Origin of the sequence: Mucilaginibacter sp. (assembly GCF_965200995.1) — a bacterium.
Classification (GTDB): domain Bacteria; phylum Bacteroidota; class Bacteroidia; order Sphingobacteriales; family Sphingobacteriaceae; genus Mucilaginibacter.
In genome coordinates, this window is sequence record NZ_OZ241743.1 from 2841243 (window position 1) to 2866213 (window position 24971).

Genomic DNA, 24971 nt, shown 5'->3' on the forward strand with positions numbered 1-24971 from the left:
TAATTACAAAAGCGCATACTTGTTATTTATGCGCTTTTTGTAATTTAATATTATTTGTAGGGCTTCCACCATTCCGAAATTTTATTGCCGGTAATGTCTTCCGGCTGGCCGGGTGTGGGTACCAGTATATCCTGGTGCTGTTGCTGTGCCAGCGTAACCAGTTCTTCTACCGGTTCATACCAGGCATGGGGGGCTAACGGGAAGGTCCCCCAGTGAAATGGAAGCATCAGCCTTCCATTAAGCGCTTTGTTCGCCCTTAATGCATCCGCCGGTGTGGTGTGAATATCCGGCCAGTACTTGCCGTAGGCACCAATACCCAGCATGGTTAAATCAAAGGGGCCAAAGGCATTGCCAATGTCATGATAGCCTTCAAACCAACCCGAATCTGCACCGAAATAAATATTATGCCGGTTGCCTTTAATTACGAATGACGACCATAGGGTTTCATTACGGTGCGTAATGCCCCTGCCCGAAAAATGCCGGGCAGGCGTAGCGGTTATTTTGCAATTCTGGCCTATAACAACACTGTTGCCCCAATCCATTTCTGTAATCCGGCCGGGTGCTATGCCCCAGCGTTTAAGGTACTGCCCAACGCCCACCGAACATAAGAATGGTATATCGGTGCCTGCAAAATATTTGATGGTGGCTTTATCCAGATGGTCGTAATGGTCATGCGAAATAATAATGGCATCCAGTGGCGGCAAGTTCCTCAATGCCAGTGGCGGCTGAAAGAACCGCTTTGGCCCGAAGAATTGCGAGAACGATACCCGCTTGCTCCAAACCGGATCTGTTAAAAAGCGGCAGCCATCTATCTCGATCAGTAAGGTGGCGTGGCCCAGCCAGGTAACCCGCAATCCGTTTTGCGGGGGGTGCCGATAGAGACCGGCATCCGTATGAAAAGGCCCCAGCGGCTTTTTGGGAGTATTGTTAGACGAATGATATAAATACTCCTTTGTAATTGATAAAAATTCGCGGAAACCCGGTTCCGAAGTCGGTTCGGAGTTGATATATTTTTTACCCTTTTTAAGGGATTTGTTTAAATCCATAGTATCGGCTAAGTGGTTTGTAAAAAGTTAAGTGTTTGGCGGCAAACATCAGCCAAGGCAAGTGGCAAATCAGTTTCGGTATAAGGATGCCGTCCGCCAAATACATGGTCGGCATTAGCTAATATGGAAAGCAGGGCGTTAGGTTGTGCTGCCTTCAATTGGTGTGCATGGCTTAAGGCCACCGTAGGGTCGGCGGTGCCGTGCAGCAGCAGCCAGGGCTGCTTTACATAAGCGGCCTGTGCGGTAATATTTAACAGTGCAGCATGGCGTTCTAAATCCTCAAGCAAAGTAGCTTTAATGGGCATATCCTGCCCGGTGCGGTGGTTAGGGAAATACAATACACCTGCCAGTTTCCATTGCTCTTCCAGTTCTTTGGGCCAAAGATTTCTGAAATCGGCTACGGCTGCCATCGTAACCAGCCGGGTGATCCGGTTATCCTCCGCAGCTTTGATAATGCTGATGCCGCCACCCATACTATGGCCTATTAAGGTTACCGAAGGCGGCACCTTAAACGCGGAGCCGCTATAAATAAAGGTAAGGATATGATCTAAATCCTCCAGCTCCATAGAAAAGGTGTTTTCACTGAACGCGATCAGGTCTGCAAAATCCTGCGGCTGCTCAACCGTCGTACCGTTGTGCGAAAAATTGAATTTTAAATAGCGGTAACCTTGTGCTGCAAAGTAACCGGCCACTAGCTGGTGTGTGCCCCAATCTTTAAAACCTTTAAAGCCATGTGCAAATACAATGAGCGGTGCATCTGTAAACGCATCGTCATAAGTAAGGTCGGCCAGCATGGGTTTCCCCTGAGCGCCTGTAATGGTAAACTGTTCTTTTTTAATCATGGTTAATAGCGTGAACTCAAATAACTGATTTGTGTAAATTACCGGTTATCAGTCTTTCGTATGCCACCAGGCCCACAGCATTAATACCGGTTGTAAAAGTAAACGTATCCAGGCCACTAAAGGCGTAACTTTTAAATTACCCAACTGCATAGGTGCATGCAGCAGCATATCAACGTGAACCGGTAAAAATGCAGCCAGCATCAGCACAATCAGCCAGGCCCCTGTTTTGCGGGTGGATTTAAATAGCAGCAGCACTGCAAACAGTATTTCGCAACTACCTGATACATAGTTAAGCAAAGCCGGAAAAGGCAGGTAGGCAGGTATAATTCTGAGGTAACCTGCCGGATGCCAGAAATGATTTATACCGGCTGCTAAAAACAATATAATAAGTAAGGTCAGGCTGATTCTTTTTATTAATGACATAGCCGGATAACACAATTGCAGAATAAAAAGTTGATTTGAAGCTAAATCAAGCTAATTTGTAAACATTCTAAATTAAGGTGTTTGACAAAGGTTTGACAATGCAACCCTGCCTTACCACCTACTTTTGTTGTGCTAAATATAAACTGCGTTGAAGTACTTAAAGGTTATTGCGTTTACTCATAAACAAATTGAGCTTAAGGAATTAGGGAAGTTGGTGATTTGCCAGGAGAACATATTACCCAAACTTCAGCAGTTACGTGATGAGTTTCAAATCCCGGAGATATTTTACCTGGCTACCTGTAACCGGGTAGAGTTTATAATGGCTACCTCGCAGCAGGTAGACCGTGCCTTTGCCAAAAAATTTCTGCTGGCGCTCAATATGGGCTTATGTCCCTATTATATGGATACCCTGTTAGATGGTGTATCCATATATGAAGAGCATGATGCCTTAACCCACCTGCTGCGTACTTCATGCTCAATGGAAAGTTTGGTAGTGGGAGAGAAGGAGATTTTAGCACAGGTACGCAAAGCCTACGAAAATTGTAAAACGGCAGGGCTTACCGGCGATTATCTGCGCATGATTATGAGCTGTACGGTAAAAACAGCTAAAGAGGTATACACCCATACCAATATTTCTAAAAATCCTATCTCTGTAGTATCACTGGCTTACCGCAAACTGAAAGATTTAAACCAGTGTGCGGCTAACGCCAGGGTATTAATTATAGGTGCGGGCGAAACTAACCGTAACATTTCCAAGTACCTGCAAAAGCACCGTTTCTCTAATTTTGTGGTGTTTAACCGCACGCTGGAAAAAGCGCAGCAGTTAGCGGCCGACCTTAATGGCGAAGCTTACAGCTTAGAAGAACTAAAAACCTATACCAAAGGGTTTGATGTGATTATTACCTGTACATCGGCCACCGAGCCGGTAGTTACACCCGAAATTTACACCACGTTGTTAAACGGAGAGACAGACAAGAAAACGATTGTGGATCTGGCTATTCCTAATGATATAGCGGCAGAAGTGCTGGAGCAGTTTCCGGTACATTACATTGAGGTAACCTCATTAAACGAGATAGCCAAAAAGAACCTGCAGGAGCGCTACCATGAGCTGGTGCATGCCCAGAAGATTATTGAGCAAAATTTAAGTGATTTTTTACCGCAGCTTAAGCAGCGCCGCATTGAAGTGGCCATGCGCCAGGTACCCGAAAAAATAAAGGCCATTAAGCACACCGCATTAAACACCGTTTTTGCTGATGAAGTGCAGGGCATGGATGAGCAATCGCGCCTGGTACTGGAAAAGGTGATTAACTATATGGAGAAGAAGTACATCAGCGTACCTATGGTAATGGCTAAGGAGATCATGATCAATAATTAACTTTATGATTATAACATAAAAGCAAAAGGGCATGGTAAACTACCGTGCCCTTTTGCTTTACAGGCCCTGTATAATTGCATTAACCCCTGGCAAGGGTATACTTAAAAATAATTTGACAATCACGGCAATAACTTTAGCTTTGCCGTACTAAAGCAAAAACCATGAGTGTTCTCGTAAATAAAGATTCAAAAGTTATAGTTCAGGGTTTTACAGGTAACGAAGGCACTTACCATGCACAGCAGATGATTGCCTACGGTACGCAGCTTGTTGGCGGTGTTACGCCAGGCAAGGGCGGTCAGCAGCACCTGGAGCGCCCGGTGTTTAATACCGTTAAAGATGCGGTAGACCAAACCGGCGCTGATGTATCTATCATCTTCGTACCTCCGGCCTTTGCAGCCGATGCCATTATGGAAGCAGCCGAAGCCGGCATCAAAGTAATTGTATGTATCACCGAAGGTATCCCGACAAAGGATATGATTGCGGTTAAAGAATATCTGGTAGGTAAGGAGTCGCGCTTAATTGGCCCCAACTGCCCCGGCGTTATCACGGCCGACGAGGCCAAGATTGGTATCATGCCCGGCTTTATCTTCAAAAAGGGTAACGTGGGTGTAGTTTCTAAATCAGGTACCTTAACTTATGAGGCGGTAGACCAGGTAGTAAAGGCCGGCTATGGTATCACTACCGCTATCGGTATCGGTGGCGATCCGATTATTGGTACCACCACTAAGCAAGCCGTAGAACTGCTGATGAATGATCCTGAAACGCATGGCATCATCATGATTGGTGAAATTGGCGGCGGTATGGAAGCCGAGGCTGCCCGCTGGATACAGGAGCATGGCACCAAACCGGTAGTAGGTTTTATTGCCGGCCAGACCGCGCCTCCGGGCCGCCGTATGGGCCATGCCGGTGCCATAGTAGGCGGTGCCGATGATACCGCTGCTGCCAAAATGAAGATCATGACCGAATGCGGCATCCGTGTGGTAGAATCACCTGCCGAAATCGGCGCTGCTATGGCAGAAGAATTGAGCAAATAATTTATTGATTTCGGAAGTCGGATTTTCGATTTTCAATTCGAGATATAAAGAAGTCTTGGCTGTTGGTCCAAGACTTCTTCTTTTTAATGGAAATAAATAGCTTTATCTGTTTATTAACTATCTTATCTAATATGGCTGACATTAAAATCCGGTGTCCAAAATGCGACTGGCAACCCATGCAGTATTCGCGCTGGCAATGCAGTTGCAAGCACCTATGGAATACCTTTGATACCGCAGGGCGTTGTCCGCAATGCAGTAAGATATGGAAAGATACACAATGTTTGGAATGCCATTGCTGGAATCCTCATTTAGATTGGTATGACGGACTGGATGAGGCAATCAATAAACTTAAACAAGAAATAAAAGAAGCCTGGGAGTTAGCAGGTTAACAGATATGCTGTAAAAGCTGCCGTATTGACCGTTAACTGCCTGTTGGAACGCCATTTGTACTTTCCCCGTTATGGAATACAATAAACTCACGCCCGAAGAAGAACGGGTAATATTATACAAAGGCACTGAACGTCCTTTCACCGGTGCCTTGCTTAATAACAAGGTTGAAGGCGTTTACCTGTGCAAACGATGCAATAACCCGCTGTACAAATCAGCAGACAAGTTTGAATCTTTTTGCGGCTGGCCCAGCTTTGATGATGAGATACAGGGTGCTGTACATAAGGAAACTGATGCCGACGGCAGCCGTACCGAAATCCTTTGCAGTAACTGCGGGGCGCACTTAGGGCATGTTTTTGTAGGCGAGCGTTTCACTTCAAAAAACACCCGCCATTGCGTTAATTCAGTTTCTATGAACTTCGTTTCTTTAGATGAGCTGAACAAACAAGCTGATGAGCAGATGAAGCAAAGGGGATAAACTGCTTTAGGAAATAATATTGAAGGGCCTGCAATTATGCAGGCCCTTTTTTATTTAGTGCTGCTTGTTCCACATCTATGCCCCTCAGGTATAATGGCAGAAAGAAAAAAAAGTATCAATAATATTTTGTGAAAGTTATCCTCTCCCCGGGAGAGCAGGGGGGGCTGCACAGTGTTACCTGCATAATAACGCCTTACCAAATTGCTGTCTTGAAAAACAGATGAACTGTGTATTGTATTTCATAACGCAGCTGTACAGATGTTCAGAAAACCGTACTTCACCGGATAACAATCGCTTGACATCATTCTAACCCTGTGGTGCTAAATTCCATGCTTTCGATACTGGCAGCAGGTAAATAATTTAATCGCTTGTTTAATTTTTTTATCCACGTTTTCCACAGTGTATACTATTATGGAGGTAAAATGCTGTGAAACAATAGTTATAGATGTGGATAACTTTTTTATCCGAAATTTTACTGACAAGAATGTTAATAACTATTTCCGGAGGGTGGAAAACTCCAGGTTTCCACAGTGGCACACGGCTGCCTTATTGATGTACATTTGTTAAGCAAGTTCTTTTAATGTATCGGTAAGTTCTTTCTTTAAAACAAATGATTGCTAAAACTATTAGTAATATAGTAATCGTTTTAATACTAAAGACACGGTGCAGGCTGGCCTTCAAAAATCACAACACACAAGCGATTACAGTTCCAATAAAGCTGAATGAAAATTCAGCTGAGGGATTGTCGGCCGGTAAAATAAAAGGAACTCAACGACAGGAAACTAAGATATAAGGTATTGATATGAATCAGGAAGACGTGTTATTACAGGAAGAAGAAGTATTGTTAAGGGAAAACAAAGACCGGTTTGTTATTCTCCCCATTAACTATCCCCAGATTTGGGAGATGTATAAAAAGCATGAAGCCAGCTTTTGGACGGCCGAAGAAATTGACCTTTCTGACGACCAGAAGCACTGGGACAGCATGAATGATGGCGAACGCCACTTCGTAAGCCATGTACTGGCTTTCTTTGCAGCCAGCGACGGTATTGTGAATGAGAATCTGGCCGTCAATTTCATGAGCGAAGTACAAGTGCCCGAAGCCCGTTGCTTTTACGGTTTCCAGATCATGATGGAAAACATCCACTCCGAAACCTATGCCTTATTAATTGATACCTATATTAAAGATACCGTAGAAAAAGACCGTTTGTTCCACGCTATTGATACTGTGCCTTGCGTAAAGAAAAAGGCAGAATGGGCCCTGCGCTGGATTGACAATGGCAACTTTGCCGAGCGTTTGGTGGCTTTTGCCGCAGTGGAAGGTATCTTCTTCTCCGGTAGTTTCTGTTCTATCTTCTGGCTTAAAAAGCGCGGCCTGATGCCGGGCCTAACCTTTAGCAATGAGTTGATCTCCCGTGATGAAGGCCTGCATTGCGAATTTGCCTGCCTGCTATACAAAATGTTGAAGAACCGTTTATCAAAAGAACAGGTTACGGGCATTATTACTGACGCAGTTGAAATAGAAAAGGAATTTGTAAACGATGCATTGCCGGTAAACCTGATTGGTATGAACGCCAAGCTGATGAGCCAGTACATTGAATTTGTGGCCGACCGCTGGCTGGTAGAACTGGGTTACGATAAATTTTATAACGCCAGCAATCCTTTCGACTTTATGGAAATGATCTCACTACAGGGTAAAACCAATTTCTTCGAGAAACGTGTAGGCGATTATCAGAAAAGCGGTGTATTGAACGCCCAGGGCGCCGGACAAACTTCGTTTTCACTGGATGAGGATTTTTAAAAACCTCACCCAACCCTCTCCAAAGGAAAGGGCTTTAAAAGTATATAGCAATACAAATTCAATCATATATAATAATTATCAATAATTATAATCTCTCCCCCTCCGGGGGAGTAAGGAGGGGGCAAACATGTTTGTAATAAAAAGAGACGGAAAAACAGAAACGGTAAAGTTTGATAAAATTACCGCACGTGTAGAAAAACTGTGCTATGGTTTGAACCCGCACCTGGTGGATTCTATCGATGTAGCCAAAAAAGTAATTGAAGGCTTATACGATGGAGTAACTACCTCGGAACTGGATAACCTTGCAGCTGAAACAGCAGCTTCATTAACCACCAAGCACCCGGATTATGCCTTGCTGGCTTCACGCATTGCGGTATCTAACCTGCACAAGAATACCATTAAGTCGTTTTCTGAAACGATGAAGAAGCTGTATAACTACCGCGACTCCAAGAACGGCAAGCCTGCACCGCTGATTGCGGATGATGTATGGGATGTAATTGAAGCTAACGCCGAATTACTGGACAGCACCATTATTTATGACCGCGATTTCGGCTTTGATTACTTTGGTTTCAAGACCCTGGAAAAATCGTATCTGCTGAAGATTGACGGCCGTATAGCCGAGCGCCCGCAGCACCTGTTTATGCGCGTGGCCGTAGGTATACACAAGCAGGATGTGGAGAGCGCCATTGCTACCTACAACCTGATGAGTGAGCGCTGGTTCACCCATGCCACGCCAACGTTATTCAACGCCGGTACGCCTAAGCCGCAAATGTCTTCGTGCTTCCTGCTTACCATGAAGGACGATAGCATTGAAGGTATTTATGATACGCTGAAGCAAACCGCACAGATTTCGCAAAGTGCAGGCGGTATTGGTTTAAGCATTCACAACATCCGTGCAACCGGCTCTTACATTGGCGGTACCAATGGTACCAGCAACGGTATCATCCCAATGCTGCGTGTGTTTAATGATACGGCCCGTTATGTAGATCAGGGCGGCGGCAAGCGCAAAGGCGCCTTCGCCATCTACCTGGAACCATGGCACGCTGATATTTTCGAGTTCTTGGATTTGCGTAAAAACCACGGTAAGGAAGAAATGCGTGCCCGCGATTTGTTCTACGCCCTGTGGGTATCCGACTTGTTTATGCGCCGCGTAGAAGAAAACGGCAGCTGGAGCCTGTTCTGTCCTAACGAGGCGCCCGGCCTGGCCGATTGCTTCGGTGCAGAGTTTGAAGCTTTGTATGAGCGTTATGAGAAAGAAGGCCGTGCCCGCAAAACCGTAAAAGCGCAGGATTTATGGTTTGCCGTACTGGATGCCCAGGTGGAAACCGGTACCCCGTATCTGCTGTATAAGGATGCGGCAAACAGCAAGTCTAATCAGCAAAATTTAGGTACCATCAAAAGCTCGAACCTGTGTACCGAAATTATGGAGTACACTTCTAAGGATGAAGTAGCGGTATGTAACTTGGCATCATTAGCGCTGCCACGCTATGTTAAAGAAGGAACCTTCGACCATAACAAGCTCTATGAGGTAACTTATCAGGCTACATTAAACCTGAACAAGATCATCGACAATAACTTTTATCCGGTACCTGAAGCAGAATATTCTAATCTGCGCCACCGCCCGATTGGTTTGGGTGTGCAGGGCCTGGCCGATACCTTTATCTGCCTGCGTATGCCGTTTGAAAGCGATGAAGCTCGTCAGTTGAATAAGGAGATTTTTGAAACCATCTACTTTGCGGCCATGACGGCCTCTAAGGACCTGGCTATTAAAGATGGTGCTTACGAAACCTTCCAGGGTTCACCATTGTCGAAAGGTAAGTTCCAGTTCGATCTGTGGAATGTTACCCCGGATAGCGGCCGCTGGGATTGGGATAACCTGCGCCTGGATGTAATGAACCACGGTGTACGTAACTCGCTGCTGGTAGCGCCGATGCCAACCGCCTCTACTTCGCAGATATTGGGTAACAACGAATGTTTTGAGCCGTATACCTCTAACATTTATACCCGCCGGGTACTGAGTGGCGAGTTTGTGATTGTGAACAAGCACCTGCTGCGCGATCTGGTAGAGTTAGGCTTGTGGAACAGCCAGATGAAAAACCAGATCATCAGCGCCAACGGTTCTATTCAGGATATTGCTGAGATTCCGCAGGATATTAAGGAGCTGTACAAAACGGTTTGGGAGATCAAGATGCGCAGCATTATTGATATGGCGGCCGACCGCGGTGCTTATATCTGCCAGTCGCAATCGCTTAACCTGTTCATCAATTCGCCAAACGCGTCTAAGCTCACCTCGATGCACTTCTATGCATGGAAGAAGGGCCTGAAAACCGGTATGTACTACCTGCGTACCCAGGCAGCATCGCAGGCGGTGAAATTTACTATCGAGAACCAGGGCGGCAAAAATATGGAGCCGGTTATTCCTAACGAGGTAGCGCAAATGGCAGATGATGTACCTGCCGGCCCTACCTGTTCTATGGAAGAAGGCTGCATCAGCTGCTCCGGATAATGGCACATCAACCTCTCTAAATAGTTAATTAAATTGCAAAGCCCTGAAGTTTCGTACTTCGGGGCTTTCTATTTTTGTACCGATGCCCGAATACACCAAGCACGAAATTATTTACTGCGACCGCTGCAGCGCCAGCTTTGAGTGCAAGGCCAATGCCTACACCAAATGCCAGTGCAGCCAGGTGCAGCTCACCATTAATGAAGTGCAGTATGTAAGCGAGTTATACGAAGGCTGCCTGTGCGCCAAATGCCTGCTGGAACTACAGCAGGAGTACAGGGAGGAAATGGGATTGTAATAAACAATACTTGATTAAGCATTTTGGTATAGCCCGTTAAGTTGCTAAAAGATATTTAAAAACTTAAAACCATACTAACACGCAACTCGTCATTTCTACCGTAGAGAGAAACCTTCTGCCGCAGATCAGTCGCCTGAAGAAGATTTCTCCCTGCGGTAGAAATGACTGGTTAAGTTTACAAGGCCCAAGGTTGTTTAAGCCACTTCCAAAGCTACCTCAGTGGGATCGGTTGCAGCTAAAAGCGGATTAACCTTTTCATCATCCTTCTCCACGCGCAGGTTATTTACAATATGCTGCTGGCGGGTAGGGGTATTCTTACCCATAAAGTATTCCAGCAGGCCTTTAATGTTGGCATCCTTTAAAATTACCGGGTCAAGGCGCATGTCTTTGCCAATGAACAGGCCGAACTCCTCCGGGGATATTTCGCCCAAACCTTTAAACCGGGTAATTTCGGGCTTATTGCCAAGTTTGGCAATGGCATTGCGGCGTTCCTCATCGCTGTAGCAGTAAATAGTTTCCTTTTTGTTGCGCACCCTGAATAGCGGCGTTTGCAGGATAGACACATGCCCTGCCTTAACCAGGTCGGGGAAGAACTGCAGGAAAAAAGTCATGAGCAGCAGGCGGATGTGCATACCGTCCACATCGGCATCGGTAGCTACCACAATGTTGTTGTAACGTAAACCATCCAGCCCGTCCTCAATATTCAGGGCGTGCTGCAGCAGGTTAAACTCCTCGTTCTCGTATACCACTTTCTTGGTAAGCCCGAAGCAGTTCAACGGTTTACCCTTCAAACTGAATACTGCCTGCGTTAGCACATCGCGCGATTTGGTGATGGAGCCGCTGGCGCTGTCGCCCTCGGTAATAAACAGGGTGGTATCCTGCTTGCGCTCATGGTTATCCTCAAAGTGCAGCTTGCAGTCGCGCAGTTTACGGTTGTGCAGCGATGCTTTTTTAGCCCGCTCATTAGCCAGCTTTTTAATACCGGCAATATCCTTGCGTTCGCGTTCTGATTGCAGGATGCGCTTCTCCAGTGCATCTGCGGTTGCTTTATTTTTATGTAGGTAATTATCCAGTTCGGCCTTTATAAAATCCTTTACAAAGGTGCGCACGGTTGGCCCTTCGGGCCCGATGTTGATAGAGCCTAACTTGGTTTTGGTTTGTGATTCAAATACCGGCTCCTGCACCTTTATGGCAATGGCCCCAACAATGGATGCCCGTATATCCGCAGCATCAAACTGCTTTTTAAAGTGATCGCGAACGGTATCTACCACCGCCTCCCGGAAGGCCGCCTGGTGGGTACCGCCCTGTGTGGTATTTTGTCCATTAACAAAGGAATAATACTCTTCGCCGTATTGCTGCCCGTGCGACATGGCAATTTCAATATCTTCGCCTTTAAGGTGAATAATCGGGTAGCGCAGGTTCTCGGCATCAGTGTTACGCAACAGCAAATCTTTCAGGCCGTTTTCGGAGAAAAACTTTTGCCCGTTAAAATTAATGGTCAGCCCGGCGTTCAGAAATACGTAGTTCCAGATCATGTTCTGCACAAACTCCGGGATGAACCGGTAGTTGCGGAAGATAGAATCATCAGGGAAAAACTGAATAGCCGTACCGTTGCGCTGGGTGGTTTCCTTTTCAGGCTCATCACGCGTAATTTCGCCTTTGGCAAACTCGGCAATCTTGGTGCGGCCATCGCGGTAGGACTGTACAATGAATTGCGTAGACAAGGCATTAACGGCCTTGCTGCCCACACCATTCAACCCTACCGATTTTTGGAACGCCTTACTGTCATATTTACCGCCGGTATTGATTTTTGAAACGCAGTCGATCACCTTACCCAGCGGAATGCCCCGCCCGTAATCGCGCACACTTGCTTTCTGATCGCTCAGGCTCACTTCAATGGTACGGCCGGCACCCATTACAAATTCATCTATACAGTTATCTATAATTTCTTTGAGCAACACATAAATGCCATCATCATAGGCAGATCCGTCGCCCAACTTACCGATATACATGCCGGGCCTGAGCCGGATGTGCTCCTTCCAGTCTAACGAGCGTATACTGTCTTCGCTATAATTAATATTTTCTGCCATGTATATTGTTAAAATTAATTGGGTAAGCAACCATAAATGAATGTTCCGGTTGCCAAAAATAGTATATTCAGCTTATAATTACATGTACTCAAATATACTAAATAAATTAGTACTGTTTAAGCCGGATGAAGCTTTTCAACCGGTTAATTGTCTATTGAATACAATGTAAAGGGTATAGGCGCATGAACCTAATATTACCGGAAAAATGTGAAAAACATACTTTCAATACAGTTAACGTAACAACCCTTGGCAAATAATAATATTTATTTTGTACTATAGTATTTGTGATTGCATTCACATATTTAATTATAAGTTAAGTTTGTAAAATTGTTATTACATGTGATTTTAGAACAATAATATTGGTTTATTTAAATATTATAAAACCAAGATTAAAATTTTCATAAATACATCATACACAGCATAGTTGTAATATATATGCCCCATATATTGCCCCTGTCTTTATCAAGCTTATCGCGATTGCCGGATGAAAGTTGCCAATCTTATAATCACTTACACCAATCCGCAGTTAACCGAACGGATGATCAACAGATTGGGCTGCGAATATTTTGACTACTATATACATGTAGACAAAAAAAAGAATATTGAGGATTACCGGCACCTTACCAAATATCCCAATGTATTTTTAGTAAAGAAACGCATTGATGTACGCTGGGCCGGTTATAATACTACGCGGGCCGTGTTCAGTTGTGTAAAGGAGGCGTTGGCGAGCGGCCGTGAATACCAGTACCTGAACCTGCTGAGCGGGCAGGATTACCCGATTAAGCCGCCGGAGCGCATCATCGCTTTCTTGAAGGAGAATTTAGGGAAGCAATATATTGAATATTCAGATATCAATGAAGACTGGGTAGAGGCGCAGATACGGCTCAGGCGATATGATCTGGCTAATTTTAACATACCCGGAAAGCACCTGTTGCAGCGGATTGTAAACAAACTGCTTCCTGACCGTAAAGTGCCTTTCGGCATGAAGCCCTATGGCCGGGGGATGTTCTGGATGCTGACCCCCGAGCGCGCTGCCTATGTGGTAAACTATGTGGAAAGCAGCAAGAAGCTGTCGAGGTTTTTCGCATTTACCTGGGGGGGAGATGAGATCGTTTTTCAAACCTTGCTCCTTAATTCTCCGTATAAAAATGAAGTGGTCAATAACGATTACCGTTATATAGACTGGTCTGAAGCAGGCAGCGGGCATCCCAAAACGTTAGGTTTTGAGGATTTTGAAAAAATGAAAAACTCTACCGATCTGTTTGGCCGTAAATTTATTGCTGATGGTGAGGGCGAGCTTTTTGACGCTTTGGATGCTTTGTAATACCGGCAGTTAAACCATAATTTAACCATGCCTTAAATATGGCCTGCCTGCCTGCATTTGGCAACGTTTTATCAACAATAGTTTACAGTTTGCAATAGTTATCCTTATTTTAGCAGGCATCCAATATGTGGGCATAATGCCAGCTTATCATATTTACAGGCAAGGTACAACTGGTTACTTGCTTAGTTAAGATACTGAATTTAAATGAATAAACTTTACCTGCTGTTTTTTTTGATGTTCACTGTACTGGCTGTTCCGGGCAGTGCAGTTGCACAGAATACTGTTGCCCCCAGTTCCATCATACCCGACATCTCTGAAGAGTACCTGGACCGGCTGATTGCTGCTGCCAAGGCCAACTATCCGCGCGTAAAGGCCAACAATGCCCGGGTTAACATTGCCCTCAGTAATATTGGTAAAGCAAAAGTATCATGGTTTGATGCGTTTACCTTCTCTTACATCTATCAGCCCAACAAAAATACGGTGATAAATGCACAGCAGCCCACTTATAGCTATTTTAACGGTATACAAACCGGCCTGTTCTTTAACCTGGGCAACTTTTTACAGAAGCCCTATGGCGTAAGGCAGGCTAAGGAAGAACTGGTGGTGGCCTCGCGCGAGCGCGACGAATACCTGATCAATCTTGAGCTTGAGGTAAAAACCCGCTATTATACCTATGTACAGCGGTTAGCCTCTGTTAAGGGATTTACGCAGGCTTCTGTAGATGCCAGCAGCTCTGTGCAGGAATTAAAGCGCCGTTACCAGAGAGGCGAAGATACTTTTGATAACCTGAACCGGGCCAACACCGCTTATTACCAGCAGAATGATTTAAAACTGGTAGCGGAAGCCGCACTGCTTACGGCAAAGGCGCAGCTGGAGGCATTAGTGGGCGACAAGCTGGAAAATATTAAATAACATGGAGCTGCGAAATTTTTTTAAACTACTAAACAGGTACAGGCTCACCCTTGTAATTGTTCCGGTTATTGCGGTTATTGTTACTTTTTTTCTGGTGCGTAACCAGGCCGACGTTTATTCCTCGCAATCGCAGATTGCTACCGGCATTATTGATCAAACCCAGGCACAATCCGGCAGTAATGTTGGCGAAGCGGCGGCCAACCTCATTCAGGATTCGCAGGTTACGCAGGAGTTCAGTAACCTGATACAGATACTGCAATCAAAAAAGATGCTTGACCAGGTATCCTATGAGCTGATGCTGCACGATCTGAAAAGCGATCATCCTTACCGCAAACCCAGTAAACTGCTGATGCAGCTTAATGAGGATGCCCGCGACCACGCCGTTGATGTATATACCGACAAACACAATAAGCGGGAGTCGTTATCGCTGTTCAGCACCGACGAAAACGGATTGCAGAAGGTAATGATCTCTATGGGGTATGATGAAGAGTCATTAAAGAAAAAGCTGAATGCTTACCGTGCCGATGCCAGCGACTTTATAAATATCCAGTATGCTTCAGAAAACCCCCAGTTGTCGGCAGCGGTTGTAAATACACTTACCAGCGAGTTTATCAGCTATTATACCTCACTGGTAAAGAACAACCAGGTTAAAGCGGTTACCTTTTTAGGCGATCTGGTGCAAACCCGGCTTGATACCCTGAACCACCGCACTGAAGCACTTAAAAATTATAAAATTAAAAACCGGGTGCTTAACCTGGAAGAAGAAGCCCGTACCTTATACGGGCAGATTGCCGATTTTGAAACGAGGCTGGCTCAGGCCAGGCGTGAGGAAGTTTCTAATAACGCTGCCATGCGCGATATCGACAAGCAGTTCAGGCCGAACGACCGCCGCTATCTGGAGGCTTCACTGGTGCGTATCAATCAGCAGATACTGAACAGCCGCAGCCAGCTGGAAAACTTAAACCAGCAATACATCGAAAGCGGTTTTGAGGAAGGTTATCGTCCGCGTATCGACTCCCTGACGCGGGTCATCAGTAATCAGATCAACCAGGCCGGCGATAAATATATTGTTAACCCGCTGAATACCAAAGCCAACCTTATACAGCAAAAGTTAAACCTGCAGATACAATATGACCTGTCAAAGAACAGTATAGGCACTATTGGTAATGAGTTGGATAAGCTCAACCGCAAACTTACGGTACTGGTACCCAACGAGGCGGTAATACAGGCATACGAAAGCTCCATTGCACTTGCACGTGATGAGTATGTGAATATTTTGCAGCGGTATAACCAAAGCCGTATGGAGGCTGATTTTTCTATTCAGTTACGCCAGATTGAAACCGGTATGCCGGGGCAGGCGCAGCCTTCCAAGAAAATGCTGCTGGTTATTATCAGCGGTATCATCAGCTTTATCTTTTGTTTGGTTGTCCTGTTCATTATCTTCTTCCTGGATCGCAGTGTGCACAGTCCGCGCGAACTGGCCAACCGCACCAAGGTGCCGGTGCTGGGCTTTTTGTACAAATTAAGCGGTGATACGGTTGACCTGCGCAAGGTATGGAATGACGGCCACAGCGAGGGCGAAACCAGGTTGTTTCGTAATTTGCTGCAATCCATCAGGTTTGAGATGGATAATGTGCTGGCCGGTAAAAAAGTGATGGTGATTAACAGCCTGTTGCAGGGCGAAGGCAAAACTTTTTTAGCCATGAACCTGGCTTACGCCTATTCGCTGATTAACAAACGTGTGCTGCTGATTGATGGCAATTTTGCCAATAGCGGCATTACACGCATGGTAAATTCCAAGCTGTTTGTGGAGGATTACCTGAAAGGCCTTATCCCTGAAACCAGCCTCACCTCGCCTTCAAAAATCACCATTTTTGGCAACAGGAACAGTGATATTTCTATATTGGAAGTAAGTGATGAGAAAAGCATAAGGGAGAAGCTTAACCGGCTGCGCGAAATATTTGATGTAATCATCATTGAAGCTTCGGCCTTAAACACACTTAACAAATCAAAGGAATGGGCCCTGTTTGCCGACAAGGTGTTAACGGTATTTAAAGCCGGTAATGAATTATCAGACAGGCAGAAACCCAATCTTGGCTACCTGAAAGCGTTAAACAAGCGTTTTGCCGGGTGGATGATGAACCAGGTAGAGCCCGACCAGGTAGTAACAGATGTGCAGGAATAAGGCGTTTTATCTAAACCGCGTGTAATGGTAATAGTTAACACAATATGGATACTGTTTCAGGCAATTATAGGGTATAATTTATTTTTACCCTTTTTGCTTTTTGTATGGTATACATTAAAGAAGCCTAAAGCCTATCCGGCTACAGATAACAATGCAGTTAAGGAAGCCGACTATGCCATTATTGTAACCGCCTACCAGCAGGTGAGCGGTATACCCGATGTGGTAGCTTCGCTGCTGGAACTTAACTACAGCAATTACCTGATTTATATAGTGGCCGATAACTGTGATGTAAGCAGCCTGCATTTTGAGGATGAGCGTGTGGTTGTTTTACGGCCCGAAACTACTTTATCCAGTAATACGCGTTCTCATTTTTATGCCATTAACCGGTTCAGGCGCCCGCATCAATACCTTACCATAATTGACAGTGATAACCTGGTAAAACCCGATTACCTGAACCAGTTGAATGTATGCTTTAATTTGGGCTTTACTGCCGTACAAGGCATCCGCGAAGCGAAGAACCTGAATACCGCCTACGCCTGCCTGGATGCGGCCAGGGATATTTATTACCATTACTACGATGGTAAACTGCTTTTTAATTTAGGCTCGTCGGCCACGCTGTCGGGTTCGGGCATGGCCTTTACTGTACAATTGTACCGCGACAGCCTGGAGCACCTGGATGTAACCGGCGCCGGGTTTGATAAGGTGTTGCAGTCGGCCATTTTAAACCGTAACCAGCGCATTGCCTTTACGGATAAAGCAATTGTTTATGACGAGAAAACTACCCATTCAGACCAGTTGGTAAAGCAGCGTTCGCGGTGGATCAATACCTGGTTCAGGTATTTTAAATACGGCTTTGGCTTGTTCTTTAAGGGCCTTACCCGCTTTAACCGCAACCAGTTTTTGTTCGGGCTTATTTTACTGCGGCCGCCGCTTTTTATCTTCCTGCTGCTGGCCGTGGTATGTATGCTGGTAAATGTATTCATCAGCTTTACAGCGGTATGCCTCTGGCTGTTGGGCTTTATCATATTTACACTTGGGTTTTATATTGCCCTGGCCAAATCAGATACCGACAGGCGCATCTATCAATCCTTAATCAATATTCCAAAATTTATATTTTTCCAGGTGCTTTCCCTGTTAAAGGTGCGCAGGGCCAACCAGCATTCGGTGGCTACCACACATACTTATAACAGCAGTAATAATAAACTTAACCGCAACCAGCTATGAGATTTGACCCTACGGAAAAGGCCATGCGGGGCAATAAGGCCGATCCGGTAAGGCAGGCCAAAATTGATAAGATTACCCGGCAGGTAGCCATTGCGGTAGCAGCCATAAGCACCTATTTTTTTATTATAAAAATTTTATTTTTATAAGCAGTGCAAACGCTAAGAAAATTTTTCATTACCGGTAAACTGCTTAACATAACAGGTGTGGCATGGCTTACAGCTATAGTTGCTTTGTTTATAGCAGCTGGGGTAGCTTATGAGGGCATGTTGTTTGGCATACTGTTTTTAGTTGTGCTGATAGGTTTGCCCTGCATTTATGCGATAGTGGTGTACCCTGAGTTTGGCATGATTATACTTTTTATAGCGGCCAATTTTCTGTTTTACATAGCCCGTTTGGGGGTGCCCGGCCCGCTGGGAACAGCATTGGATGGCTTGCAGGCGCTGCTGATTTTAGGTATGCTGATTAAGCAGCGCAATGAGCGCAACTGGGCTATCCTCAAAAGCCCCATCAGTACAGTGCTGTTGATATGGATAGGCTATAATTTGCTCGAAGCAGGCAACCCGGTGGCCGAATCGAGGCTGGCCTGGGTATACACGGTACGCTCTGTGGCCATTATAGCGCTTACCTATTTTGTGTTTATGTACCAGATACGCACCGTTAAGTACATCAGGCTGATTATTAAAATATGGTTGTGCATTAGTACGTTTGCGGCGCTTTATGCCTTTAAGCAGGAGTATTTCGGCTTTTCGGCAGCCGAGGAAGCTTATCTTAATTCTAAAGTTATTTTGCGCGAACTGTTGTTTATCGGCGGGCACTGGCGCAAATTCTCCATCTATTCAGATCCTGTGGCCTATTCATATAATGCCGTAATATCGAGTATACTTTGCATCAGTTTAATTACAGGTAATATAGCCCGCTGGAAAAAGATACTGCTGGGTTTTTTAACCCTGTTTTTTTTAAATTGCATGCTTTATTCCGGTACGCGGGGCGCCAATATACTGCTGCCGGTAGCTATGTTCCTGTTTGCAGTAATGAAGTTTAACAGGTACATACTGGCTGCAGCCATTGCGTTTGCACTGGCTTTAATGGTGTTGATATTCATCCCTACAGGTAACCCTACCATTGTACGTTTCCAAAGCACCTTCAAACCCAATAATGATGCATCTTACCTGGTAAGAAAGGGCAACCAGAAGCGTATACAGCCCTACATACTTACCCACCCGATGGGCGGCGGTTTGGGTGCTACCGGTGTTTGGGGGCAGCGTTTTGCGCCGGGCTCGTTTCTGGCAAACTTTCCGCCCGATAGCGGTTATATACGTGTTGCGGTAGAGCTGGGCTGGCTGGGGCTGATTGCCTTTTGCACCCTGATGTTTGTTACCCTCAAAACGGGCATCAACAACTATTACCAGATAAAAGATCCGGAGCTAAAGAGTTATTGCCTGGCCGCAGTGCTGATGGTGTTTGCGTATAACGTCGGCAACTTTCCGCAGGAGGCCATCGTACAATATCCGTCTAACGTAATATTTTATCTTTTGCTGGCCCTTATCAATATCACTTACCGCCTCGACCGCGAACGGCTGGCCGGCGCCAACGTTCATTCCACCAAAACCGCTTCATTTCCGGCATCTTCTTTATGAGCAGTGAACCTCTTATTAAAAATAAGGACATCATCATTGTGGGCCAGCAGCCCTGGGATGTGGAAATTGGCAGTAACTGTAAAAACATAGCCGAAGAATTCAGCCGGTACAACCGGGTACTATATGTTAACTCAGCGCTCGACCGCATCACCCAATTCAAGCGCGGGCATGAGGAGCGTATCAGATTTCGTAAGGAAGTGATTAAGCACCGGCAGAACGGTTTAGTAAAAGTGCATGATAACCTGTGGACTTATTACCCCGATACGCTGCTGGAATCTATTAATTGGCTGCATAACCGCCCGCTGTTCAACTTTTTTAATAAGATGAACAACCGGCGTTTTGCCGGTTCTATAAAAAAAGCCATTACGGCGCTTGGCTTTAAAGATTATGTGTTGTTTAATGATAGCGATATCTTCAAGAGTTTTTACCTGCCCGAACTGCTGAAACCGGCAGTAAGTATGTATTACTCGCGCGATTACCTGCTCACGGTGGATTACTGGAAGTTTCACGGCACGGTGCTGGAGCCGCAGCTGATTGCCAAAAGTGATGTGTGCACAGCAAACTCTACTTACTTAGCCGATTACTGCCATAAGCACAACCCGCATTCTTACTACGTGGGGCAGGGCTGCGATCTGGATATATTTACCGGCTATGATCAAACCCAGCCTCGGCCTGCAGATGTGGCCGGATTGAATAGGCCTTTAATAGGTTATGTGGGCGCACTGCAAAGCATACGTTTGGATATTGCGTTGCTGGCCCATATTGCCCGCCGGCAACCGGAGTGGACCATTGTACTGGTTGGCCCCGAAGATGAGGCATTCAAGGCCAGCGAGTTGCACCATATCCACAACATCAAGTTTTTAGGGGCAAAGGCCGGGGTGGAAGTGCCCGCTTACATCAGCAGCTTTGATGTATGTTTAAATCCGCAGGCGCTTAATGAGGTTACCATCGGCAATTACCCGCGCAAAATAGATGAATACCTGGCTATGGGCAAACCCGTAGTGGCTACCCGCACTGAGGGGATGCGCATTTTTGAGCAGCATACTTACTTAGCGGTAACCGGCGATGATTACGTAAGCTTGATACGGCAGGCATTACAGGAAGACAGTGCAGCACTGCAGCAGCAGCGCATAGCCTTTGCCCAAACCCATTCGTGGGAAAACAGTGTGAAGGCAATTTATGAAGCCATTGCCGCTGTAAAACCGCAGTTAACCGCCTCATAAATTTGTAAGTGAGGCTAACATTGTCCAATTTTTGTCGTATAGTTGTTGTAGCACTTGTAACATAACAGTAACATAGTATCTAAAATCATTAAAACTATACAATAACCCGCTCCCGGGCGCTTTCTATGTTCTCAAAAATCATTACCGCTATACAGAACAAGCACTTTTTATCCTTGGCCGGTAATGGTATTATGGCCGTGGTAGCCATGGTTACAATGGCCATCATCAGCCATCAGCTTCCGCTGGCTACCGTAGGCATCTATGTATTCTTTCAGGCTTCGTTTGTATTGGTAGATACTTTCCGGTCGGGCTTTTTAATTGTTCCGTTTATAAAGTATTATGCCGGTACGGATAAAGAGCGCGCCGATGAAGTAACCGGGTCTACCTGGTATATTGCCACTTTAATTACCATCGGGTTTGTGCTGCTTAATATCCCGATGCTGTTTCTGCTGAAGCTGATTAACGATGTAAGTATTAGTTTTTTTCTAAAATGGTTTGGCATTACCTACCTGATTACCTTGCCTGCATTCCTGGCGGCCTGTATACAGCAGGGCAACCAGCGGTTCGACCGTATTTTGTATATCCGTATTGCTACGCAGGGTACCATGCTGGTGGTAATCGTTCTGCTGGTTATTTTTCACCGCTTAAGCCTGCCAACCTTAATGTATGCGTTTTTAGGCTCCAACCTGTTTGCCGGCATTTATTGTCTTTTTATGGGCTGGACAGGGATAAAAAGCTTTGCGAAGCGAAGCAAAAAGGCAACAAAGGAAATTTATGATTTCGGCAAGTTCAGCGTTACCTCTACGCTGAGCGCTAATTTGTTTAAGGTTTCTGATGTGTATATCATCAACTTTGCATTAGGCGCAACCGGGCCGGCGGTAATTGCCATCTATAATTTGGGCCAGAGCCTGATGCAGGTGGTAGAAATACCGCTGCGCAGCTTTGTGGCTACCGGTATGCCGGCACTTTCTGAAGCCTACAACCAGGGCGACCGCAAGCAGGTAATTTATACCATGAAGAAGTATATCGGACTGCTTACTGTTGCCTTCATCCCGATGGTGCTGGTTGCTGTGGGCTTGGCCGATTTCGGCATCCGGCTGATTGGCGGCGGCAAGTATGTGCATACCGAGGCGGCCAACGTATTCCGCCTGTTTATGACCTTTGCACTGCTTTACCCTGCCGACCGCTTTTTTGGGGTAACCATTGATGCCATTAACAAACCCCGCATCAACCTCTACAAAATACTGGCCATGCTGGTAGCCAACGTGGTAACAGATTTAATAGGCATCTACATTACCCACAACGTATACGGGGTAGCCTTCGCCACCATATTCCCAGTGCTGGTAGGGGTAATAATGGGTTACTTTACCCTGAACCGGTATTACAAATTCTCGTTCCTGAGTATTTACAAACTGGGCCTCAAAGAAGCACGTTTGGTGATATCTGGATTATTGCGGAGAAAAAAGGAAAGCGTGGTATAGGCAGCAAGCTGCCGGTAATCCCATTGGCTTATAGTTCGCCCTCGCGTTTGCGCAAAATCCACTCCACTGAAAGCAAAAGCAAAATTAAGCCCAGTACCCAGTTCAATTCTATGGCTTCCGCATAATGCTGATCGGCATATTCAATCGTTTTAATGTTCTCATTCTGTTTAATCAGGGCGGCCAGCCGGTTTACCTGACCAGGCAACAGCATTACGCCGCCCGATTGCCGGGCAACACGCTTTAGCAGCGCATGATTAGCCGCGCTCTGCAGGCTCTCTGCATTTAAGGGCTGCACACTAAACCTGCCGCTGGCGGTAAACGGCGTATTGCCCAGCCGCGTGTTACTGATATACGTATACTCGCCCGGCGGTAAGGCAGCCATGCCAAGCTGATAACTTTGGTCTGTGCGGCTGAACTGGTAACTGTATAGCTTGCCACTATTGCTTTTCAGTGTTAAGCTTACTTCCGGCGTGTTCACCAGTTCCAGGGCTTCATTATACAGTTCGGCATTAAGGTTGATTTCCTCACCCTCATTAAATACATTCTTGGCCGGGTACACCCGGAATCGCTGCCGGCTGGCATTGGCGGTTAAGAACTGTACACTCTGGCCTATCAGTTCTTCTATCGCATGGTGATTGCCATATGTGGCATATTCGCTCAACTGCCATCGCCACAGGCCCTCGCCGGTAAGTACTGCAACGGGGCGGCTGCCTGCCTTGCCGAACAACAGCAAGGGGTAAGGAGAAGCTACATTGCCGATTTTCTGTTTCAGTAATACCTGCGCGTTAGCTGTTGCACTATAATTACCAAATGGCGCCAGTAAAGGCGGCAACGCAGTAACCTTTTTTAGGGTAGAATCTGTTACGGTAAATGCAGTGAAATCAGGCACGGCGGCGGCAAAAACTTCCTGCCAGTCTTGCCGGGCGCTGTTAATCTGCAATACCTGCTGCTCGCTGTTAAATGCCGCCAGGTTACCCTGCGCACCCAGCACATACCAGATGGGGGTGCTGCTGCTGCCAAAAGTGTTTTTTAAAACAGCATTATCGATCAGCGTTGTTTGGTGCAATATGACCAGATTGTAATCTGCCGGTTTAACCGTGTTCAGCTGGGCGGCTGATACCGCTTTTACTTCATAATTTTTGTTTTGCTCAATGGCCTGCTTAATTACGCTTACATCGGGGTGGGGGCTGGCATATACCAGTAACACTTTTTGCCGGGCATCCAGCACCTCTATGTACACGGTTTGTGTATTGTTGGCGTACGTAGCCTCATTAACCAGCGGCGAAAGGCTGATGGTGAAGCGGTGCAGGCCTTTGCGGCCGGCATGTAATTTTATGGCAACTGTTTTATGGTAACTATCAGCAGTAACAGGCAGGTTTTGCGTTTGCACAGCGCGGCCGTCTTCTGCTACCGTTAGCCGCAGGGTTTGCCCCCGGCACTGGTCGGCTTCAGTGAGTACCTCCATTATAAAATCGTTACCCGATAAAGCCGTTTTGTTGTAGTTGACGTTATTGATGCGGGCATCGCGCCGCAACGTGGTATCGCCCATTGCAATGGTATATACGGCGGTTTTTAACTGCTGTGCGGCAGCTTCAGGGTCGGCCCCTATGGTATACAGCCCGTCGGTAGCCAGTATCACTGCTCCAACGTTCTGGTTCACATACCGCTCGTTCAATTGCTGCAGAGCTGCGCTGATGTTGGTTTGTTTGCCGTTAAAGGCAGCAGAAATATCAGGATGGAGCTGCTGGTTAAAATGAAAGTTATGCACCTCATAATCATTGCCTAACTGCTGCTGCAGGCCGGCCAGCGCACCGGTTAATTGTTGCGGATTAAAGCCCGGCGTGTGAAACAGGTGAATGGAGGCCGAATTATCCTGCGCTATTAAGATAAGCGGCTTTTGCGGCCGGTAAGCCGTAGTTTTTACCATCGGCCCTACCAAAAGCAAGCCGATCAGGCTTACGGTTACTGCCCGTGCCATAGCAAGCGCGGTGCGGTACGGGCGGCTCAGTTGTAAAGGGTTACGGTACAGCAGCCAGGCATACAGCGCACCGGCCAGTACACACAAGAGCGACCACCACCCCGAAGCCGCCCCCCAGGTTATTGAAAATAGAAACAGCATATCTGTATATCAAATATGCTGTTTTTAGCCGAAAGTAAAGGGGATTACGCCTTTTAGATTATCTGCTGATTTTTATACGGATGGGCCCCTTTACTTCATGGCTGTGCACCGGCTGTCCTTTTTGGGTAACTGATACTTTGCCCTCCTGCTGTAATTGAAAAGCCGATTGCCGCACCTCTTCCATGTGGTTGCGCCAGTCGGCCGGAAAAAGCGCCCGGGCTACTTCAGACGGGCAAATGGTTTTATCCGCGCCCCGGCTGGCCGCCATTTGCAGTATGCTTTGTTCAATAGTTGAATCATGCATCGTTAAATCGCAAAAAAACCATTCTGGTTTTTGTAAAAATGACTTTACTCATTATAAGGCAAGAAGCAGCGTCATTGCGAGGTACGGGCGCCATTTCTATGCAATATACAGGTAGAAGTGTTGTATAGAGAGGCTGTTTAAAACGAGTAAAAAAGCGCGTCGTTGCGAGGAACGAAGCATAGGCCCCCTCTAAATCTCCCCCGGCAGGGGAGACTTTCGATTTGCTTATTTTGTAGCCCTCCCTACCGGGGAGGGTTGGGTGGGGCTTCCTTGCAATGACGTCTTGTA

21 protein-coding genes are annotated in these 24971 nt (G+C 46.2%); 15 read left to right on the forward strand and 6 right to left on the reverse strand.

Annotated features, from left to right (window positions below; genetic code table 11):
• Window positions 1–50 precede the first annotated feature (50 nt).
• The 3 genes from ACY652_RS13110 to ACY652_RS13120 are packed head-to-tail and all read right to left on the reverse strand — an operon-like array spanning window position 51 to window position 2311.
• On the reverse strand, window positions 51–1046 hold the full coding sequence (locus ACY652_RS13110; RefSeq protein WP_462264829.1) for an MBL fold metallo-hydrolase: 996 nt from the start codon (window positions 1044–1046) through the stop codon (window positions 51–53).
• Between the two features lie 8 nt (window positions 1047–1054).
• Entirely contained in the window at window positions 1055–1888 is an 834-nt protein-coding gene (locus ACY652_RS13115; protein ID WP_462264831.1) for an alpha/beta hydrolase family protein, read from the reverse strand.
• A 48-nt stretch (window positions 1889–1936) separates the two neighbouring features.
• The gene (locus ACY652_RS13120) at window positions 1937–2311 is read right to left on the reverse strand and encodes a DoxX family protein (protein ID WP_462264832.1); all 375 of its coding nucleotides are present in this window, start codon (window positions 2309–2311) and stop codon (window positions 1937–1939) included.
• 148 nt (window positions 2312–2459) lie between these two features.
• Here ACY652_RS13120 and hemA point away from each other — a divergent pair, with 148 nt between their 5' ends.
• The 7 genes from hemA to ACY652_RS13155 all read left to right on the forward strand — a co-directional run bounded on the left by hemA (window position 2460) and on the right by ACY652_RS13155 (window position 10184).
• A complete protein-coding gene (hemA, locus tag ACY652_RS13125) occupies window positions 2460–3686 on the forward strand; it encodes a glutamyl-tRNA reductase (RefSeq protein WP_462264833.1) in 1227 nt (408 codons plus the stop codon).
• Window positions 3687–3847: 161 nt separating this feature from the next.
• Window positions 3848–4720: a succinate--CoA ligase subunit alpha gene (sucD, locus tag ACY652_RS13130; RefSeq protein ID WP_462264834.1), complete on the forward strand. Its 873-nt coding sequence runs from the start codon at window positions 3848–3850 to the stop codon at window positions 4718–4720.
• A 131-nt stretch (window positions 4721–4851) separates the two neighbouring features.
• Complete coding sequence (locus ACY652_RS13135) at window positions 4852–5109, forward strand: hypothetical protein (protein ID WP_462264835.1); 258 nt, start codon at window positions 4852–4854, stop codon at window positions 5107–5109.
• A gap of 71 nt (window positions 5110–5180) precedes the next feature.
• On the forward strand, window positions 5181–5585 hold the full coding sequence (locus tag ACY652_RS13140; protein ID WP_462264836.1) for a methionine-R-sulfoxide reductase: 405 nt from the start codon (window positions 5181–5183) through the stop codon (window positions 5583–5585).
• A gap of 802 nt (window positions 5586–6387) precedes the next feature.
• Window positions 6388–7383 (forward strand): ribonucleoside-diphosphate reductase small subunit, encoded by a 996-nt coding sequence (locus tag ACY652_RS13145; RefSeq protein ID WP_462264837.1) that lies wholly within the window; start codon window positions 6388–6390, stop codon window positions 7381–7383.
• A gap of 127 nt (window positions 7384–7510) precedes the next feature.
• Complete coding sequence (locus tag ACY652_RS13150) at window positions 7511–9889, forward strand: ribonucleoside-diphosphate reductase subunit alpha (RefSeq protein WP_462264838.1); 2379 nt, start codon at window positions 7511–7513, stop codon at window positions 9887–9889.
• Between the two features lie 82 nt (window positions 9890–9971).
• Window positions 9972–10184 carry a cysteine-rich CWC family protein gene (locus ACY652_RS13155; RefSeq protein ID WP_462264839.1) on the forward strand — a complete coding sequence of 71 codons (213 nt, stop codon included), beginning with the start codon at window positions 9972–9974 and terminating at the stop codon, window positions 10182–10184.
• Between the two features lie 194 nt (window positions 10185–10378).
• On the opposite strand, the gene ACY652_RS13160 is transcribed toward ACY652_RS13155, so the two are convergent.
• A complete protein-coding gene (locus tag ACY652_RS13160) occupies window positions 10379–12274 on the reverse strand; it encodes a DNA topoisomerase IV subunit B (RefSeq protein WP_462264840.1) in 1896 nt (631 codons plus the stop codon).
• A gap of 484 nt (window positions 12275–12758) precedes the next feature.
• Here ACY652_RS13160 and ACY652_RS13165 point away from each other — a divergent pair, with 484 nt between their 5' ends.
• The 8 genes from ACY652_RS13165 (at window position 12759) to ACY652_RS13200 (ending at window position 22260) form a co-directional block, all read left to right on the forward strand.
• A complete protein-coding gene (locus tag ACY652_RS13165) occupies window positions 12759–13598 on the forward strand; it encodes a beta-1,6-N-acetylglucosaminyltransferase (RefSeq protein WP_462264841.1) in 840 nt (279 codons plus the stop codon).
• 204 nt (window positions 13599–13802) lie between these two features.
• The gene (locus tag ACY652_RS13170) at window positions 13803–14510 is read left to right on the forward strand and encodes a TolC family protein (protein WP_462264842.1); all 708 of its coding nucleotides are present in this window, start codon (window positions 13803–13805) and stop codon (window positions 14508–14510) included.
• Between the two features lies 1 nt (window position 14511).
• A complete protein-coding gene (locus ACY652_RS13175) occupies window positions 14512–16695 on the forward strand; it encodes an exopolysaccharide transport family protein (protein WP_462264843.1) in 2184 nt (727 codons plus the stop codon).
• Window positions 16696–16719: 24 nt separating this feature from the next.
• Window positions 16720–17919, forward strand: a complete 1200-nt coding sequence (locus ACY652_RS13180) for a glycosyltransferase (protein WP_462264844.1) — start codon at window positions 16720–16722, stop codon at window positions 17917–17919.
• Window positions 17916–18065: a hypothetical protein gene (locus tag ACY652_RS13185; RefSeq protein WP_462264845.1), complete on the forward strand. Its 150-nt coding sequence runs from the start codon at window positions 17916–17918 to the stop codon at window positions 18063–18065. The genes ACY652_RS13180 and ACY652_RS13185 overlap by 4 nt, the downstream gene beginning before the upstream one ends.
• 3 nt (window positions 18066–18068) lie before the next feature.
• Window positions 18069–19556: an O-antigen ligase family protein gene (locus tag ACY652_RS13190; protein ID WP_462264846.1), complete on the forward strand. Its 1488-nt coding sequence runs from the start codon at window positions 18069–18071 to the stop codon at window positions 19554–19556.
• Complete coding sequence (locus tag ACY652_RS13195) at window positions 19553–20779, forward strand: glycosyltransferase (protein WP_462264847.1); 1227 nt, start codon at window positions 19553–19555, stop codon at window positions 20777–20779. The genes ACY652_RS13190 and ACY652_RS13195 overlap by 4 nt, the downstream gene beginning before the upstream one ends.
• A gap of 125 nt (window positions 20780–20904) precedes the next feature.
• A complete protein-coding gene (locus tag ACY652_RS13200; protein WP_462264848.1) occupies window positions 20905–22260 on the forward strand; it encodes a lipopolysaccharide biosynthesis protein in 1356 nt (451 codons plus the stop codon).
• A 28-nt stretch (window positions 22261–22288) separates the two neighbouring features.
• Here the strand turns inward: ACY652_RS13200 and ACY652_RS13205 are convergent, their stop codons facing one another.
• Window positions 22289–24379 (reverse strand): vWA domain-containing protein, encoded by a 2091-nt coding sequence (locus ACY652_RS13205; protein ID WP_462264849.1) that lies wholly within the window; start codon window positions 24377–24379, stop codon window positions 22289–22291.
• 58 nt (window positions 24380–24437) lie between these two features.
• The gene (locus tag ACY652_RS13210) at window positions 24438–24683 is read right to left on the reverse strand and encodes a DUF3253 domain-containing protein (RefSeq protein WP_462264850.1); all 246 of its coding nucleotides are present in this window, start codon (window positions 24681–24683) and stop codon (window positions 24438–24440) included.
• Between the last annotated feature and the right edge of the window lie 288 nt (window positions 24684–24971).